Source organism: Mycobacterium sp. 852002-30065_SCH5024008, from assembly GCF_001665645.1.
Taxonomy (GTDB): Bacteria; Actinomycetota; Actinomycetes; order Mycobacteriales; family Mycobacteriaceae; genus Mycobacterium; species Mycobacterium paraffinicum.
Genome location: NZ_LZSZ01000170.1, coordinates 25,668 through 40,035 on the forward strand (window position 1 = coordinate 25,668; position 14,368 = coordinate 40,035).

Below are 14,368 nucleotides of genomic sequence, written 5' to 3' on the forward strand. Positions count from 1 at the left end.
TGCTCACTTCCTTTGCCGCACAACAAATTGGGACCAGTCGGGCTCACGCACCGCGGCCCAGTACTCGTTGAGGCGCCACGGACTGACGGTGTGGATCTCCCCGTCGGCGTTCTTGAAGTAGGAGTGTGTGACCGCGGGGTGCGCCCACACCATCTTCTTGATCTGGGTCTGCGTCCGGTCATGCCAATCGGTGGCGGCATCGGGCTTCGGCTCCAGCGAATGCACCTCTGGGTCGGCCAGCCACGCCAGGCACTGGTCTATGTAGCGCATCTGCAACTCGGACTGAAAGATCAGGCTGCCGCCGTGGGCGAGGTGGGTTCCGGGCCCGTAGATGATGAACAGGTTGGGGAACTTTGGAACGGTGATGCCGAGGTAGGCGTACGGCCGGCTCCCCCACATCTCGCGCAGGTCCACCCCGTCGCGGCCGGTGATCTGCAGCGGCCACAGCACGTCGGTGTGCCGGAAACCGGTGGCGTACACGATGACGTCGACGTCATGCGCCACACCGTCTTCGGTGACGATGCCGCGCGGGGTGATCCGCCGAATGGGCGTGCGCACCAATTCGACGTTGTCCCGCTGCAGTGTTTGCAGCCAGCTGCCGTTGTCCTGCAGGGTCCGTTTGCCGCAGGCGGGATAGTCGGGCATCACCTTGGCGAGCAGGTCGTGCCCTTCTCCGATCTGGCTGGTGATCCACTGGGAGAACATCATCTGCGCGGCGGCGTTGATGTCGCTGACGGCATGCTCCTGGTCGGCGTAGTCCGGGTCGCCTTCCGCGGCGTCCAGTCCCTTGTCGGATCCCGGCCAGAGGACGAGGAAGCGGTACCACCGCCCGTAGAACGGCAGGTGGCGCATGGCCCAGCGCATCCCGTCGCCGACCTCGTCGTGATACATCGGGTTGGGGAACATCCACTGCGCGGTCCGCTGAAACACGGTGAGGTGCTCAACATCGGGGGCGATGGCGGGTGCGATTTGGAAACCGCTGGCGCCGGCGCCGACGAGCGCGACGCGCTTGCCCCTGATGTCGACGGAGTGGTCCCAGGCCGCAGAGTGGAACGACGGGCCCGCGAAGCTCTCGGCGCCGTCGAAGTCCGGAACGTTGGGCCGGTTCAACTGACCGACCGCCGTGATCAGGGCACGGGCGCGCACCGTGCTCGTCCGGCCTTCGCCGCCACGCAGCCGGATACTCCAGGTGGCGTCGTCGTCGACCCATTCGGCGGCCACAACCTCCGTATTCCACAGCACGTGCTCGGCCAGGTCGTGCTTCGTCATGACCTGGGTGAAGTAGTCCTGCAGTTCGTGCTGTTCGGCGAAGAAATGCGTCCAGTCGTTGTTGGGTTCGAAACTGTAGCAATAGAAATGGTTGGCCACGTCGACGCGGGCACCGGGATAGCTGTTCTCCCACCAGGTTCCGCCCGGCCCGGCGTTCTTCTCCACGATGGTGAAGGGAATGTTGGCCTGCTTGAGCCGGACTCCGGCCAGGATGCCCGATTCGCCGCAGCCGACGACGAGGACCGGAATATCGGCCGCGCTGTCGGCCGGCAGGGTCGTCGGGCGGCGTGGATCAGCCCCGTCGAGGTCTATCTCTTCCAGCACCAGGGGCAGGTAGTCGTCGGTCACATGCTCGCAGGCCGCCCAGTCCATCATTTCGCGAATGAGGTCGAGGCTCAGTGGCTTCGGCTCGGGACAACCGCGGTCCCGATACTCGGTGATCACCGGCAGGGCGGCCGCGCGGGCCCGCGCCTTGTCCTCCTCGGACATGAAGCCCTGAATCTCGTTGAGGAAGACGCCCATCTGCTTGAAGTCGCGGATGAAGCGCGGGTCGCCGGTGATGTGCACGAGCGAAAGCAACAGCGTCGGGATGCTGACATCGGCGAGGGCAGCCTCGATCTCCGCCGTGGACGTGGTGAAGGGATCGCCGGCATAGGCGCTGCGCATCGAGCCGATCCTCTCGGTGAACGGGATTCCCAATTACGCTACTTACCGTTTCGTAATTGGCAGCACTACGCTACCCGCTGGCGAGGAAGGGGATCAATAGCCTGACCGCTACGGCGCGTCGTCGCGCGCAGCGGTTGCCCGGTGCGCCATTGCCTGAGGCCGCCCTTGCGCTGCTGCGAAACAATGGGTCCAAGTCGACGAATGCTCCCGGTAAGCCGGAGATGGAGGAGCGTCATGGCCTCGTTACTCACGGCCTGCGGCGGATTCCTGTTCGCCGTCTTGTGGATGGATCTCATCTTCGATGTGCAGGTCCTCCGATTTCGTTCTGCGCCAACCGATCTGCCGGAGGCCGTCCTTGCCTCCATCGCGGCTTACTACCATCGCGCGACCACCACCTCGCGTCCGATGAGCCGGCTGATCGCCGCCGTCATGGTGATCCTGCTGGGCGCGTTGACCTACCAGTCCGCGCGCGGGCACGACCCCTGGTGGCTTCTGGTGCTGTCGGCAGTCCTCGCGGGGAGTCCGACCATGCTGGCGTTGACGCAAACGGTTCCCGATGCGGTGCGGCTGGGGCGCCGAACAGACGGTCCGCCCGAGCAGACCCGCCTGGCGCGGTCCGTCTGTCGGGATCACCTCGTGTGCGCAGGCTGCATGTTCGCGTTCCTGGTGCTGTGGCTCGCGCGCAGCGCGGCACTTTGAGCGGCCGACGGGTCGTAGTGACAAAACGCAGGTCAGGACCCGCTGGCCACGTCAATGCCGTCCGTACTAAACTAGAACACGTTTCAATTCGGCCGCGTCCCAGGAGTAGGCATGCACACCGCCATCTGCGATGAGCTTGGTATCGAGTTTCCGATCTTCGCGTTCACCCACTGTCGTGATGTCGTGGTCGCCGTCAGCAAGGCCGGCGGTTTCGGCGTGCTCGGCGCGGTCGGCTTCACCCCCGAGCAGCTCGAGATCGAGCTCAACTGGATCGACGAGAACATCGGCGACCACCCGTACGGCGTCGACATCGTCATCCCGAACAAGTACGAGGGCATGGACTCGCACCTGTCCGCCGAGGAGCTGGCCGACACGCTGCGCAAGATGGTGCCCCAGGAACACCTCGACTTCGGCAAGAAGATCCTGGCCGACCACGGCGTGCCGGTCGAGGACAGCGACGGCGACAGCCTGCAGCTGCTCGGGTGGACCGAGGCGACCGCGACGCCCCAGGTCGAGGTGGCGCTCAAGCACCCGAAGGTCAAGATGATCGCCAACGCGCTCGGCACTCCCCCGGCCGACATGATCAAGCACATCCACGACGCGGGACTCAAGGTGGCCGCGCTGTGTGGGTCGCCGTCGCAGGCTCGCAAGCACGCGGACGCGGGCGTCGACATCATCATCGCCCAGGGCGGCGAGGCCGGTGGGCACTGCGGCGAGGTGGGCTCGATCGTGTTGTGGCCGCAGGTCGTCAAGGAGGTCGCCCCTGTGCCGGTGCTGGCGGCCGGTGGCATCGGCAGTGGCCAGCAGATCGCGGCGGCCCTGGCGCTGGGCGCGCAGGGCGCGTGGACGGGCTCGCAGTGGCTGATGGTCGAGGAGTCCTCGAACACGCCGGTTCAGCAAGAGGCGTACGTCAGGGCGGGCAGCCGGGACACCGTTCGCAGCCGGTCGTTCACCGGCAAGCCGGCCCGCATGTTGCGCAACGACTGGACCGAGGCCTGGGAGCAGCCGGACAACCCGAAGCCACTGGGCATGCCGCTGCAGTACATGGTCTCCGGCATGGCGGTGCGGGCCACGAACCGGTACCCGAACGAGAGCGTGGACGTTGCGTTCAACCCGGTCGGTCAGGTTGTCGGCCAGTTCACCAAGGTGGAGAAGACGGCCACGGTCATCGAGCGCTGGGTCCAGGAGTACCTGGAAGCGACGAACAGGCTGGACGAACTCAACGAGGCCGCCTCCGTCTGACGGCGGAGCTAGACCTCGTCGTCGAGCTCGTCGCGGCCGCTGAACATCTCCCTCGTCCGGTCCACCGCATACGTGCCGATGTCGATCGAGTTCTGAACAATGCCGCTGGCACCGCCGGAGATGTCACCCCGGATGATGTCGCTGGCGTTTTCGACGATGTCGGAGGCCTTCTCGACCGCGTTGGTCGCGATGTCCCTGGCCGCGTCGACCGCATCTTTCGGGGTGAAGCCCATATCGAGTCTCCTCTCGTGGCAGGACAGTTGGTATGACTCTAGTCCGGGCGTAGTGCTTAGTAGTTGACCAAGGTGCGCCAGTAAGATTCGGGGATCTCGGCCCCGGACCGCAATATTCGGGCCAGCCCGACGGCCATCGCGATGCCCAGCAGGCCCAGCCACAGTCCGGCCAGCCCGATGATCGCCCACAGCACGGTGGTGACGACGGGCCACGGCGACAGCACCGCCAGGACCGGTGCGAAAAAGAAGCCCGTCCCGATGTACCACGCCGAGCCGGCACGATCCGACGCGAGAACGAAACGCAGCCAGCGCGGGACGAGGGTCTCGCCGGGCCGGCCGTCGTCCATGGCTCAGCCGCTCACTCGGCCGGAGGGAAGAATCCCGCCCCGGTGAACCATCCCTCTTGCCAACCCCGCTCCCCCAGGCACAGCATGGGCAGCCCGCGATCCGATTGCGCCGCGGCTTGTGGCCCAGGACACTTCGCGCCCGCCTGCTGCACCCCGTACAGCGGATAAGAGATGACCCAATATCCGGTGGTGGCCGCCGGGAACTGGTTGGGCGGAGGGAAGTGGCACGCCTCGGCCTGGCCGCTGGGGCCCCGGCCGAAGATAAAGCTCTCATAGTTGTCGCACGGCGCGCCCAACGACGCCTGATAGTTCATCCCCGGCACGTCGCCGTCGTATCCGGCTGCCGCGCACGGCGCCACGCCAATCGCAATGCCCGCTATAGAAGCGGCGCTGAGCAGTTCCCGAATCATGTTCCACCCCGCCTGTCGTCGCCGGTGACCTGCACCAAAGCATATCCATCGGGCCGTCGGTCACAAGACCGTATTCGCGGTCGGGATGAGAAACGAGGAACACGTTCCAATTCGCACCCCGCGATCTTGCGTCAACGCTTCCCAACCGTGGTGCGGCAATGGTTTATTTGCACAAAGACGACTAGACCACTTCGTCAACGAGGAGCGGGCCATGCCAACCGTCGAGCCAACCGCCGAGCCGGTTCCCAATCTCCCCCCCGGATTCGACTTCACCGATCCGGACATCCACGCCGAGCGCCTGCCGGTGGAGGAACTGGCCGAACTGCGACGGACCGCGCCGATCTGGTGGAACGAGCAGCCGATCGGGGTGGGCGGATTCGACGACGGTGGCTTCTGGGTGGTGTCCAAGCACAAGGACGTCAAAGAGGTATCGCTGCGCAGCGATGTCTTCTCCAGCCTGCAGAAGACCGCGCTGCCGCGCTACAAGGACGGCACGGTCGGCGAGCAGGTCGAACGCGGCAAGTTCGTCCTGCTGAACATGGATGCGCCGCAACACACCCGGCTGCGCAAGATCATCTCGCGGGCATTCACCCCCCGATCCATCGAGCGCCTGCGCGGCGACCTCGCCGAGCGCGCCCGGCGCATCGTCGAGGAAGCGGCCGCCCAGGGCCGCGGTGACTTCGTCGAGCAGGTCTCGTGCGAGCTGCCGTTGCAGGCCATCGCCGGGTTGATGGGTGTGCCACAGGAAGAACGCAAGAAGCTCTTCCACTGGTCCAATGAGATGGTCGGTGACCAGGATCCCGAGTTCGCCAACAACGACGCCATCACCGCTTCCGTCGAACTCATCATGTATGGCATGCAGATGGCGGCGGACCGGGCGAAAAATCCGGGGGAAGACCTCGTCACCAAGCTGGTCCAGGCCGACATCGACGGCCACAAGCTTTCCGATGACGAGTTCGGGTTCTTCGTCATCCTGCTTGCCGTGGCCGGCAACGAGACCACCCGCAACTCCATCACGCAGGGCATGATGGCCTTCACCGACTTTCCCGATCAGTGGGAGCTGTTCAAGCGTGAGCGTCCCGCCACCGCGGCCGACGAAATCGTCCGCTGGGCCACCCCGGTGACGTCCTTCCAGCGCACCGCACTGGAGGACTACGAATTGTCCGGCGTGCAAATCAAAAAGGGTCAGCGGGTGGTGATGGTCTACCGCTCGGCCAATTTCGACGAGGAAGTCTTTGACGACCCGTTCACCTTCAACATCCTGCGCGACCCCAACCCGCACGTCGGGTTTGGCGGCACCGGCGCGCACTACTGCATCGGGGCGAACCTGGCGCGGATGACCATCGACCTGATGTTCAACGCGATCGCCGACGGCATCCCGAACCTGGAATCGATCGGAAAGCCCGAACGGCTACGGTCGGGCTGGCTCAACGGGATCAAGCACTGGCAAGTCGACTACCACACCAACGGCGCGAAATCCCCTGCCGCGCACTAGCATCAACCGCATGGCAACCCATCGAGCTGTTCACGTAAAGTCGGCCGGGGCACCGTTGGAACTGGTCGATGTCGAAACCAAGCCACCAGGCCGTGATGAGGCGCGGCTAACGGTCACCGCGTGTGGAATCTGCGGCACGGACGCACACTTTGTCTCTGGTGGCTTCCCGGGCATGACGTGGCCGTTGACCCCCGGGCACGAAATCGCCGGAACGATCGCCGAGCTCGGTGCAGGTGTGGAGGGTTTCGCCGTCGGCGATCGAGTCGCGGTCGGGTGGTTCGGCGGTTGCTGCTACCACTGCGATGAGTGCCGAAAAGGCCACTTCATTCATTGCGAGAACGGGAAGGTCCCCAGTTACCAGTATCCGGGCGGCTACGCGGAATCGGTGACTGTCCCGGGGAGTGCGCTCGCCCGCATACCCGCAGGGCTTTCCGACGCAGAAGCCGCCCCGATGGGCTGCGCCGGCGTTACCACCTACAACGCGTTGCGTCATACGAAGGCAGTGCCCGGCGACCGGGTCGCCATCCTCGGTGTCGGCGGCCTCGGCCACCTCGGGGTGCAGTTCGCCCGCGCGATGGGTTTCGAGACCATCGCCATCGCTCGTGGCAGCGACAAAGAGGAGGACGCCCGGAAGTTGGGTGCCCACCACTACATTGACTCCACCGCCGCCGATCCCGCAGAAGCGCTGAAGGCCCTGGGCGGAGCGGCAGTCGTGCTGGCGACCGCGGGCAACTCGTCGGCGATGGCCGCGACCGTCGGCGGAATTTCGCCACAAGGCGAGCTCGTCACCATCGGCGTCACGCCCGAACCCTTGCCGATCAGCCCCATCCAACTGATCACACCGGGGGTCAGCATCGTCGGTCATCCTTCCGGCACGGCGAAAGACGTTGAAGAGACGATGCATTTCGCCGTGCTGTCCGGAGTGCGGGCGTGGGTCGAGGAACTACCGCTGTCAAAAGCCGCCGACGGATACGCGGCGTTGGAGCAAGGGCGTGCGCACTACCGCACAGTGCTGACGATGTGATTACAGTCGGCCTATGACCGACGAGTGGAGCTTGGACGCAGCCGACGGCGAGCTACTTCTTGCCACCGGCGTCCGCGGGCGGGCGGCGCGAATGGGCCATCGTCTCACCATCGCCATGACCCGCTGGCATGCCACCGTGGGCTGGGCCGGCTCGGAACCCGCCACCGTGGAGCTTGTGGTCGAAACGGATTCCCTCGAGGTGTTGCGCGGCGAGGGCGGCGTGAAGGGGTTGTCGGGCCCCGAGAAGGCTTTGGTGCGGTCCAACGCCCTGAAGTCGTTGGACGCCGGCCGGTTTCCCGAGATCCGCTTCCTCGCACGGACCATCGACAAGACCGACGACGGGTACCGGCTCACCGGCCAACTCGAAGTTCGGGGAAAGTCACGGGACCACGTAATCGATCTGCGCACAGCGGATCTCGGGGACGCGTGGCGTATGTCCACCGAATCAACGGTCCGGCAGACCGATTACGGCATCAAGCCGTACTCATTGCTGATGGGTTCGGTCCAGGTCGCCGACGAAGTTTCGGTGTCCTTCACCGCGATGCACGCGAAAACCGCCTGAGCGCCTGTCCCGGCCGAGTCAGGGTTGCGGCTGGGCGGGCGCCTGCGGGGCCGAGGCACTCGTCGCGTCACCGGTGTCGCCCGGAATGTGTTCGAGCATCCGCGTCAGGTAGGGCTGCCGGTTATTGGGTTCCGGCTGCTGCTCGTCGGGCGCGGCGGCCTCCGTGATCGGTTCGCTGGCCTGGACTTTCGCCTGCGGGGTCAGCGGCGCGACGACCGGGGGCGGTGCGACGGCCTCGGCGACCTGCGGCGTCGGTGCGGGCTCCGTGTGCCGAGGGACGGGATTGCTGGCCGGGGCCAGCTGAATGCCCACCGCAAGCGATATCGAGGAGACAAAGGTGACCACACCGGCGCCCAGCGTTGTCACCGCCCCGGCGTACGACAGCTTTCGCGGCGCCGGCGGCGCGGCGGCGGATTCAGTGGGGTGCAGCACCAGCTGGTCGTCGGTGAACTCGGTGCTTCGGGCGGCGGTCAGCGCCGCGCCCCGCGCGATGGTCACCTGCGCCATCCCCTGCACGAATACCGGTACCGGCAGCGTCTTTTCGAGCTGCCAGGATAAGCCGTCGATGTCGCTGTGCGCGCCGATGACCACCACCCCGGCCGGCTGCCAGCCATTGCGGTCGAACATGCCGGTCAGCCAGCGAGTCAGGCTGTCGAAACCGCCGCGCACCTGCTTGGTCGCAGTCTGCGTTTCCCCGTCGCGGGTATCGACCATGACGACGGTCGTCGAGTCGTGTTCAAGGAGACAGACCGCGGTCTGCTCGTAGCCGATGACCGGCGCGATCGCCTGCGCGAGGGTCTCGACGGCATCGAGTTGCCGGACCGGCACGACGTTGTCGAAGCCACTGTCGGTCAGAGCTTCCAGCAGCAACGCGGCGTGGGCCGCCGCGTCGTCGTTCCACGTCACCCCGATGACCCGCAGCCGATGGTCGCTGGCGGCCGCCTGCGCTTCCACCCGTGCGATCTCGTCCGCTAGTTGCTCCGCGGTACTCACAGCGCGCGGGCCGCGACCGGCGTCCAGCGCCAGCTCCTGATGATCCAGGATGGTGCCGTCTGCGCCGTGTCCTTCAGCGAGGACCCACCCAACGGCGGTCGGCGTCACTGATAGCCCAAGTACCGTATCCAAACTCATGCCCCAATCGATCCCGGACCTCCGACGCCCTCAGCGCGCCCACGCACACCAGAAACCCCTGGTCAGGTGGGTCGTGAGGGCCGGAACGGACCGAGATAACGTGGTCTCCATCGGCTTGCTCCGTGAGAGCCTACGCGGTCGGCGCAAGTCCGGCTGCCCCGGTTCGACCTCGCCGGAGAATCGGCCCGTCGGGAACCGATCGATGCGTCCGCGGGACGCGCAGGTGGGAGAAGGGCCGTCGGCCGCGGGAAACCACGCCCTCCTCTCCCGGCGATAAACGTCTTACGGGTACCGAATCGACTTTTCGGCGGTGGTTCGGCGTCGCGGCGCCGCCGGACGTCATGGCGGGATCGAAAATGGTGGCTTTGCGCATTTTGGCCCAGCCCGCCCTAGGCCCCGCTGCCAGGCGTTTTAGGCGGCCTATCCGTCAAAGCCGGGTGCAGGCCAACCGGCGCGAAGGTTGCGGCGCTCTTATCCCGCGAGCGCAATTGGCGGGGGAATTGCGATACCAAACTGAGACACCCCCGCGTCCAGATCGACATTCGGGCTATTCGCACTGTAAATTCCTGCCTGAGACGACGGTCACATACGACAAGGGGCAGGTATGACAGATCTGAGCGAGATGGTCCGGGCCTGGGGGCGCCGGCTTTTAGTCGGTGCAGCCGCGGCTGTCACCCTCCCGGGGCTGATCGGTCTTGCCGGCGGCGCACCGACCGCGGGAGCGTTCTCGCGCCCGGGCCTGCCGGTTGAATACCTGCAGGTGCCGTCGGCGGGCATGGGCCGCAACATCAAGATCCAGTTCCAAAGCGGCGGCAACGGCTCCCCCGCGGTGTACCTGCTCGACGGGTTGCGCGCCCAGGACGACTACAACGGCTGGGACATCAACACGCCGGCGTTCGAGTGGTACTACCAGTCAGGCCTGTCGATCGTCATGCCCGTCGGTGGCCAGTCCAGCTTCTACAGCGACTGGTACAGCCCGGCCTGCGGCAAGGCCGGCTGCTCGACCTACAAGTGGGAAACCTTCCTGACCAGTGAGCTGCCGCAGTACCTGGCCTCCAATAAGAGCGTCAAGTCCACGGGCAGCGCGGCGGTCGGCATCTCCATGGCCGGCTCCTCAGCACTGATCCTGGCCGCCTACCACCCGAACCAGTTCATCTACGCCGGCTCGTTGTCCGCCTTGATGGACCCCTCGCAGGGAATGGGGCCCTCCCTGATCGGCCTCGCGATGGGCGACGCCGGCGGCTACAAGGCGAACGACATGTGGGGCCCGTCGAGCGACCCCGCGTGGCAGCGTAACGACCCTTCACTGCAGATCCCCAAGCTGGTGGGCAACAACACCCGGCTCTGGATCTACTGCGGTAACGGCACCCCGTCGGAGTTGGGCGGGGCGAACATGCCCGCCGAGTTCCTGGAGAACTTCGTCCGCAGCAGCAACCTGAAGTTCCAGGACCAGTACAACGCGGCCGGCGGCCACAACGCCGTGTTCAACTTCAACGCCAACGGAACACACAGCTGGGAGTACTGGGGAGCCCAGCTCAACGCCATGAAGCCGGACCTGCAGGGCACCCTGGGTGCCACTGCCGGCGGCGGCGGATAGCCTCACCTGCCCCGAGGTCGCTGCTGCGCCCGACGACGACGCCGTCGGGCGCAGTAGTGCGTCATGGCCCCTTTGGGTGTCAGCGGATCAACGCGGCGCGGCGAATTGGTCGGTGACATCCGTCCAAGCCGTCGCGTCCCTGCGGTGATCGTTCATGTTGCGACACTGGCCGTAGACGCGTAGGACGCCGAGGTGCGGTTCGTCGTCGTGGCGGTAAACGATCACTGTGACGCCACCCTTGGTGAGTGTCTTCGCGAATGCGTGATTGTTAGGTGGTAGGCCCTCGGCCCAGCCATCGCCGGCCAGCGTCGCGGCGATTCGGGTGATGTAGGTGTCGGCCGGTGCCGCGGCGGGCAACGAGAACGTCAGGTAGATCGAGCCCTGATACGGCGGGTCGTCGCGGTTTTTGCAGGACATCAGCGAGTAGCCCGCCGAGGACGCCTGCAGACCCGTTGCGGTGACGATGTGCTGGGCCGATTGGACGACCTGAGCCTTCGATTGATCGTCGCTCACCGGACTGGCGGGATGGTCGAGGGCGTCGGCGGGCGTCGAATGCAGCCGATCGACCATGATGAGCGCCGCACCGAGCAACAGGGGAATCGCCAGCGCGACGGCAATCAGCGCACGAATCTGCCTCGAGCGCAACGATTTCCCGCGCTTCCCGCCAACGCGGCGCGGGCGGCGACTGTCCATGGTCGACGACATCAGCACCTCAGGCTAACTCCGAAATGCGCTCGTATCCGGCGCTGCCGCAGAATCATGGTCATGCAGAGCCGGTGCATGACCCTGGTTACCCGCTGCGCCGGCATGGTCGTCGGGCTGGCGATCCTGGCCGCATCGCCGGCGAGAGCCGACGATGCGAGCCCCCTCGCCGAATTGGTCGACGCCGCCGCGCAGCGGTTACAAATCGCCGAGCCGGTGGCCGCCTTCAAGTGGACCACGCACGGGGCCGTCGAAGACCAGGGCCGCGTCCAGCAAGAACTCGCGAAAATGGCCGCCCAGGCCTCCGCCCGGCGGATCGACCCCGACTATGTCACCCGGCTATTCGGCGACCAGATCCGCGCCACGGAGGGCATCGAATACAGCCGGTTCGCGGATTGGAAACTCAATCCTGATGCCGCCCCGGCCGAGTCGGCGGACCTGTCGGCGTCGCGATCGGCGATCGACGACCTCAATCAAACGATGCTGAACCAGGTCTTGGCCAACTGGGACCTGCTCCATTCGACGGCCTGCCCCGCGCAACTCGGGCTCGCCGCAAGCGGCGCCATCCGCGCCCGCGGCCTCGACACCCTGTATCAACGGGCGCTGGCGTTAGCAACTCAGTCATATTGCCAGCAATAATTTAATTTTTCCTCATCGGTTTCTAACACTTTCTTTTTGCTCCGTGATATTGCCGTTTCCGCAGATAGAAGGCATATCTCGCGGCATTTTCGAATGGGTAACGCTTTGGCCACAGCGCCCGAAATCCATGACATGAACCTTCTCTGCAAGCCCCTCGTCAAGTCCCTGGCGGTCGGCGGGTTCGTTGCAGCGTCGATAGCTTCTTCCACCGGTATAGCCACCTCCGCACCCACGCCCAACTGGGACGCGATCGCCCAGTGCGAGTCCGGTGGCAACTGGCACGCCAACACCGGAAACGGCAATTACGGTGGACTCCAATTCAAGCCGGGTACCTGGGAGCGGTACGGCGGCGTCGGCAACCCGGCGGCCGCGTCCCGAGAGCAGCAAATCGCCGTAGCCAACCGGGTTTTCGCCGACCAGGGGGTGGAGGCGTGGCCGAAGTGCGGCGCCAATTCGGGCCTGCCGATCGGTTGGTACTCGCACCCCGCGCAGGGCATCAAGGAGATCATCAACGGGCTGATCCAGGCGGCGGTGCCGCGCTGACGATCAACTGTGCTCGCGGTCTATGACCGAACGGCAAGCTGTGTTTGGATCAGGCCATGGAAGGTTCGGCGACTGTTCACATGGCGGCGTCTGCGGACAAGATCTGGGATCTCATCGCAAACGTTCGCAACATCGGCCGGTTCTCCCCCGAAGTGTTCGAGGCCGAATGGCTGGGCGACGCGAGTGGCCCGGCCCTCGGCGCGAAATTCCGTGGTCATGTTCGGCGTAACGAGATCGGCCCGGTGTATTGGACGACGTGTGAGGTGACCGCGTGTGAGCCCGGCCGCGAATTCGGGTTCGCGGTGCTGCTCGGCGATCGGGCGGTCAACAACTGGCACTACCGGTTGGCGCCCAGTGGGGGCGGCACCGACGTGACCGAATCTTTCCGGCTCAACCCGGCCCCATGGCTCGGCCTCTACTGGCTGCTCGGGGGTTTCCTGCGTAAGCGACGCAACGTGCGCGACATGACCAAAACCCTGAACCGCATCAAAGATGTGGTCGAGGCCGGCTGACGCGCCGTGAAATCGATCTTCATCACCGGCGCGGGCAGCGGCATGGGCCGGGAGGGGGCAAAGCTGTTCCACGCCAAGGGGTGGCGGGTCGGCGCCGTGGACCGCAACGGCGACGGCTTGGCGACGCTGCAGGAAGAACTCGGCGGCGACCGGTTGTGGACCCGCCAAGTCGATGTGACGGACAAGGCGGCCCTGGAGGGTGCCCTCGCCGATTTCTGCGCCGGCAACAGCGACGGCGGGCTCGACATGATGTGGAACAACGCCGGCATCGGCGAAAGCGGATGGTTCGAGGACGTGCCCTACGAGGCCGCCATGCGAGTCGTCGACATCAACTACAAAGCGGTGCTGACCGGCGCCTACGCGTCGCTGCCGTACCTCAAGAAAACGCCTGGCAGCCTGATGTTTTCGACGTCATCGTCGTCGGGCACCTACGGCATGCCGCGGCTCGCCGTCTATTCGTCGACCAAGCACGCCGTCAAAGGCTTGACCGAGGCGCTCAGCGTCGAGTGGCACCGGCACGGGGTCCGCGTCGCCGACGTGCTGCCCGGCCTGATCGACACGGCCATCCTGACCACGACGACGAATCACTCCAACGACGGCGGCGCGCCGAGGACTGCGGACGAGCTTCGGGCCACCGCGCCCAAGAAGGGGTTGTTCCGGCTGATGCCGGCGAGCAGCGTGGCGGAAGCCGCGTGGCAGGCTTACCACAACCCGAAGCGGTTGCATTGGTATGTGCCGAAGAGCATTCGCTTGATCGACTTCTTCAAAGGCCTGAGTCCGGAACTCGTGCGACGCAGCATCGTCAAATCCCTACCCGCGCTGATGCCGAAGCGGCAGTGAAGGAGGTGAACCGGTGCGAAACCGGTTAATCGCGGTGGTTTTCGTGTTGATCGCCGGTGTCGGCGTCGCGGGGTGCGGCCAGGCCCAGACCACGCCCCGCAAAGCGGCCCGCCTGACCATCGACGGCGCCACTCACACCACCCGCCCTCCGGCGTGCAGCCAAAATCAGCAGTACCGCACCATCGACATCAAGGACCGCGACGGCGGCGTCGAGGCCGTGGTGCTGACCAGTGGCTACCGGGTGATGCCCCAGTGGGTGAAGATCCGCAACGTCGACGGATTCACCGGCAGCTTCTGGGAAGGCGGCGTGGGCGACGCGCGCGCCGACGTCACCAACGACGCCTACACGATCACCGGCAGCGCCTACGGCATCAACAGCAGCAACCCCGACAAAGTGGTGACGACGGAGTTCAAGATCATCGCCGAGTGCTGACGGTGTCCGAGGTCCGGGCATAGG

The 14,368-nt window shown here is 65.7% G+C and carries 17 protein-coding genes; 11 read left to right on the top strand and 6 right to left on the bottom strand.

Features of this window, described 5'->3' with window-relative positions; all coding sequences use genetic code 11:
- Positions 1 to 3: 3 nt before the first annotated feature.
- Complete coding sequence (locus A5781_RS20705; protein ID WP_067211028.1) at positions 4 to 1,935, bottom strand: NAD(P)/FAD-dependent oxidoreductase; 1,932 nt, start codon at positions 1,933 to 1,935, stop codon at positions 4 to 6.
- A gap of 234 nt (positions 1,936 to 2,169) precedes the next feature.
- Here A5781_RS20705 and A5781_RS20710 point away from each other — a divergent pair, with 234 nt between their 5' ends.
- The gene (locus A5781_RS20710; protein ID WP_067211032.1) at positions 2,170 to 2,634 is read left to right on the top strand and encodes a hypothetical protein; all 465 of its coding nucleotides are present in this window, start codon (positions 2,170 to 2,172) and stop codon (positions 2,632 to 2,634) included.
- Between the two features lie 111 nt (positions 2,635 to 2,745).
- Positions 2,746 to 3,876, top strand: a complete 1,131-nt coding sequence (locus A5781_RS20715; RefSeq protein ID WP_067211036.1) for a nitronate monooxygenase — start codon at positions 2,746 to 2,748, stop codon at positions 3,874 to 3,876.
- Between the two features lie 8 nt (positions 3,877 to 3,884).
- On the opposite strand, the gene A5781_RS20720 is transcribed toward A5781_RS20715, so the two are convergent.
- From A5781_RS20720 to A5781_RS20730, 3 genes are read right to left on the bottom strand one after another with little or no spacing between them, the layout of a single operon-like run.
- The gene (locus tag A5781_RS20720; protein WP_067211038.1) at positions 3,885 to 4,109 is read right to left on the bottom strand and encodes a hypothetical protein; all 225 of its coding nucleotides are present in this window, start codon (positions 4,107 to 4,109) and stop codon (positions 3,885 to 3,887) included.
- A 56-nt stretch (positions 4,110 to 4,165) separates the two neighbouring features.
- Positions 4,166 to 4,456 (bottom strand): hypothetical protein, encoded by a 291-nt coding sequence (locus A5781_RS20725; RefSeq protein ID WP_067211042.1) that lies wholly within the window; start codon positions 4,454 to 4,456, stop codon positions 4,166 to 4,168.
- Positions 4,457 to 4,467: 11 nt separating this feature from the next.
- Entirely contained in the window at positions 4,468 to 4,866 is a 399-nt protein-coding gene (locus A5781_RS20730; RefSeq protein WP_067211045.1) for a hypothetical protein, read from the bottom strand.
- A gap of 211 nt (positions 4,867 to 5,077) precedes the next feature.
- Here A5781_RS20730 and A5781_RS20735 point away from each other — a divergent pair, with 211 nt between their 5' ends.
- The 3 genes from A5781_RS20735 to A5781_RS20745 are packed head-to-tail and all read left to right on the top strand — an operon-like array spanning position 5,078 to position 7,947.
- Entirely contained in the window at positions 5,078 to 6,361 is a 1,284-nt protein-coding gene (locus A5781_RS20735; RefSeq protein ID WP_067211049.1) for a cytochrome P450, read from the top strand.
- Between the two features lie 10 nt (positions 6,362 to 6,371).
- Positions 6,372 to 7,385: an alcohol dehydrogenase catalytic domain-containing protein gene (locus A5781_RS20740; protein ID WP_067211053.1), complete on the top strand. Its 1,014-nt coding sequence runs from the start codon at positions 6,372 to 6,374 to the stop codon at positions 7,383 to 7,385.
- 13 nt (positions 7,386 to 7,398) lie between these two features.
- Positions 7,399 to 7,947, top strand: coding sequence for a YceI family protein (locus A5781_RS20745; protein ID WP_067211056.1), 549 nt, complete (start codon positions 7,399 to 7,401; stop codon positions 7,945 to 7,947).
- Positions 7,948 to 7,965: 18 nt separating this feature from the next.
- Here A5781_RS20745 and A5781_RS20750 read toward each other — a convergent pair whose 3' ends face one another.
- Complete coding sequence (locus A5781_RS20750) at positions 7,966 to 9,072, bottom strand: hypothetical protein (RefSeq protein WP_067211223.1); 1,107 nt, start codon at positions 9,070 to 9,072, stop codon at positions 7,966 to 7,968.
- Positions 9,073 to 9,682: 610 nt separating this feature from the next.
- On the opposite strand from A5781_RS20750, the gene ag85B reads away from it, so the two are divergent.
- The gene (ag85B, locus tag A5781_RS20755; RefSeq protein ID WP_067211059.1) at positions 9,683 to 10,675 is read left to right on the top strand and encodes a diacylglycerol acyltransferase/mycolyltransferase Ag85B; all 993 of its coding nucleotides are present in this window, start codon (positions 9,683 to 9,685) and stop codon (positions 10,673 to 10,675) included.
- 87 nt (positions 10,676 to 10,762) lie between these two features.
- Here ag85B and A5781_RS20760 read toward each other — a convergent pair whose 3' ends face one another.
- Complete coding sequence (locus tag A5781_RS20760; protein ID WP_197503988.1) at positions 10,763 to 11,380, bottom strand: hypothetical protein; 618 nt, start codon at positions 11,378 to 11,380, stop codon at positions 10,763 to 10,765.
- A gap of 54 nt (positions 11,381 to 11,434) precedes the next feature.
- On the opposite strand from A5781_RS20760, the gene A5781_RS20765 reads away from it, so the two are divergent.
- The 5 genes from A5781_RS20765 to A5781_RS20785 all read left to right on the top strand — a co-directional run bounded on the left by A5781_RS20765 (position 11,435) and on the right by A5781_RS20785 (position 14,344).
- A complete protein-coding gene (locus A5781_RS20765; protein WP_082939461.1) occupies positions 11,435 to 12,016 on the top strand; it encodes a chorismate mutase in 582 nt (193 codons plus the stop codon).
- Positions 12,017 to 12,109: 93 nt separating this feature from the next.
- Positions 12,110 to 12,559 (top strand): resuscitation-promoting factor RpfC, encoded by a 450-nt coding sequence (gene rpfC / locus A5781_RS20770; protein WP_231990766.1) that lies wholly within the window; start codon positions 12,110 to 12,112, stop codon positions 12,557 to 12,559.
- A 38-nt stretch (positions 12,560 to 12,597) separates the two neighbouring features.
- Complete coding sequence (locus tag A5781_RS20775; protein WP_197504002.1) at positions 12,598 to 13,071, top strand: SRPBCC family protein; 474 nt, start codon at positions 12,598 to 12,600, stop codon at positions 13,069 to 13,071.
- Positions 13,072 to 13,077: 6 nt separating this feature from the next.
- Positions 13,078 to 13,911: an SDR family oxidoreductase gene (locus A5781_RS20780; protein ID WP_067211080.1), complete on the top strand. Its 834-nt coding sequence runs from the start codon at positions 13,078 to 13,080 to the stop codon at positions 13,909 to 13,911.
- A 13-nt stretch (positions 13,912 to 13,924) separates the two neighbouring features.
- Positions 13,925 to 14,344, top strand: a complete 420-nt coding sequence (locus tag A5781_RS20785; protein ID WP_067211084.1) for a lipoprotein LpqH — start codon at positions 13,925 to 13,927, stop codon at positions 14,342 to 14,344.
- Positions 14,345 to 14,368: the final 24 nt, after the last annotated feature.

Excerpts from the sequence above, each read along its gene's own strand:
- A5781_RS20720 (WP_067211038.1), bottom strand. The coding sequence starts at position 4,109 with ATGGGCTTCACCCCGAAAGATGCGGTCGACGCGGCCAGGGACATCGCG.
- A5781_RS20715 (WP_067211036.1), top strand. The coding sequence starts at position 2,746 with ATGCACACCGCCATCTGCGATGAGCTTGGTATCGAGTTTCCGATCTTC.
- rpfC (WP_231990766.1), top strand. The coding sequence starts at position 12,110 with ATGGGTAACGCTTTGGCCACAGCGCCCGAAATCCATGACATGAACCTT.
- ag85B (WP_067211059.1), top strand. The coding sequence starts at position 9,683 with ATGACAGATCTGAGCGAGATGGTCCGGGCCTGGGGGCGCCGGCTTTTA.
- A5781_RS20705 (WP_067211028.1), bottom strand. The coding sequence starts at position 1,935 with ATGCGCAGCGCCTATGCCGGCGATCCCTTCACCACGTCCACGGCGGAG.
- A5781_RS20730 (WP_067211045.1), bottom strand. The coding sequence starts at position 4,866 with ATGATTCGGGAACTGCTCAGCGCCGCTTCTATAGCGGGCATTGCGATT.
- A5781_RS20740 (WP_067211053.1), top strand. The coding sequence starts at position 6,372 with ATGGCAACCCATCGAGCTGTTCACGTAAAGTCGGCCGGGGCACCGTTG.
- A5781_RS20745 (WP_067211056.1), top strand. The coding sequence starts at position 7,399 with ATGACCGACGAGTGGAGCTTGGACGCAGCCGACGGCGAGCTACTTCTT.
- A5781_RS20725 (WP_067211042.1), bottom strand. The coding sequence starts at position 4,456 with ATGGACGACGGCCGGCCCGGCGAGACCCTCGTCCCGCGCTGGCTGCGT.
- A5781_RS20760 (WP_197503988.1), bottom strand. The coding sequence starts at position 11,380 with ATGTCGTCGACCATGGACAGTCGCCGCCCGCGCCGCGTTGGCGGGAAG.
- A5781_RS20710 (WP_067211032.1), top strand. The coding sequence starts at position 2,170 with ATGGCCTCGTTACTCACGGCCTGCGGCGGATTCCTGTTCGCCGTCTTG.
- A5781_RS20735 (WP_067211049.1), top strand. The coding sequence starts at position 5,078 with ATGCCAACCGTCGAGCCAACCGCCGAGCCGGTTCCCAATCTCCCCCCC.
- A5781_RS20765 (WP_082939461.1), top strand. The coding sequence starts at position 11,435 with ATGGTCATGCAGAGCCGGTGCATGACCCTGGTTACCCGCTGCGCCGGC.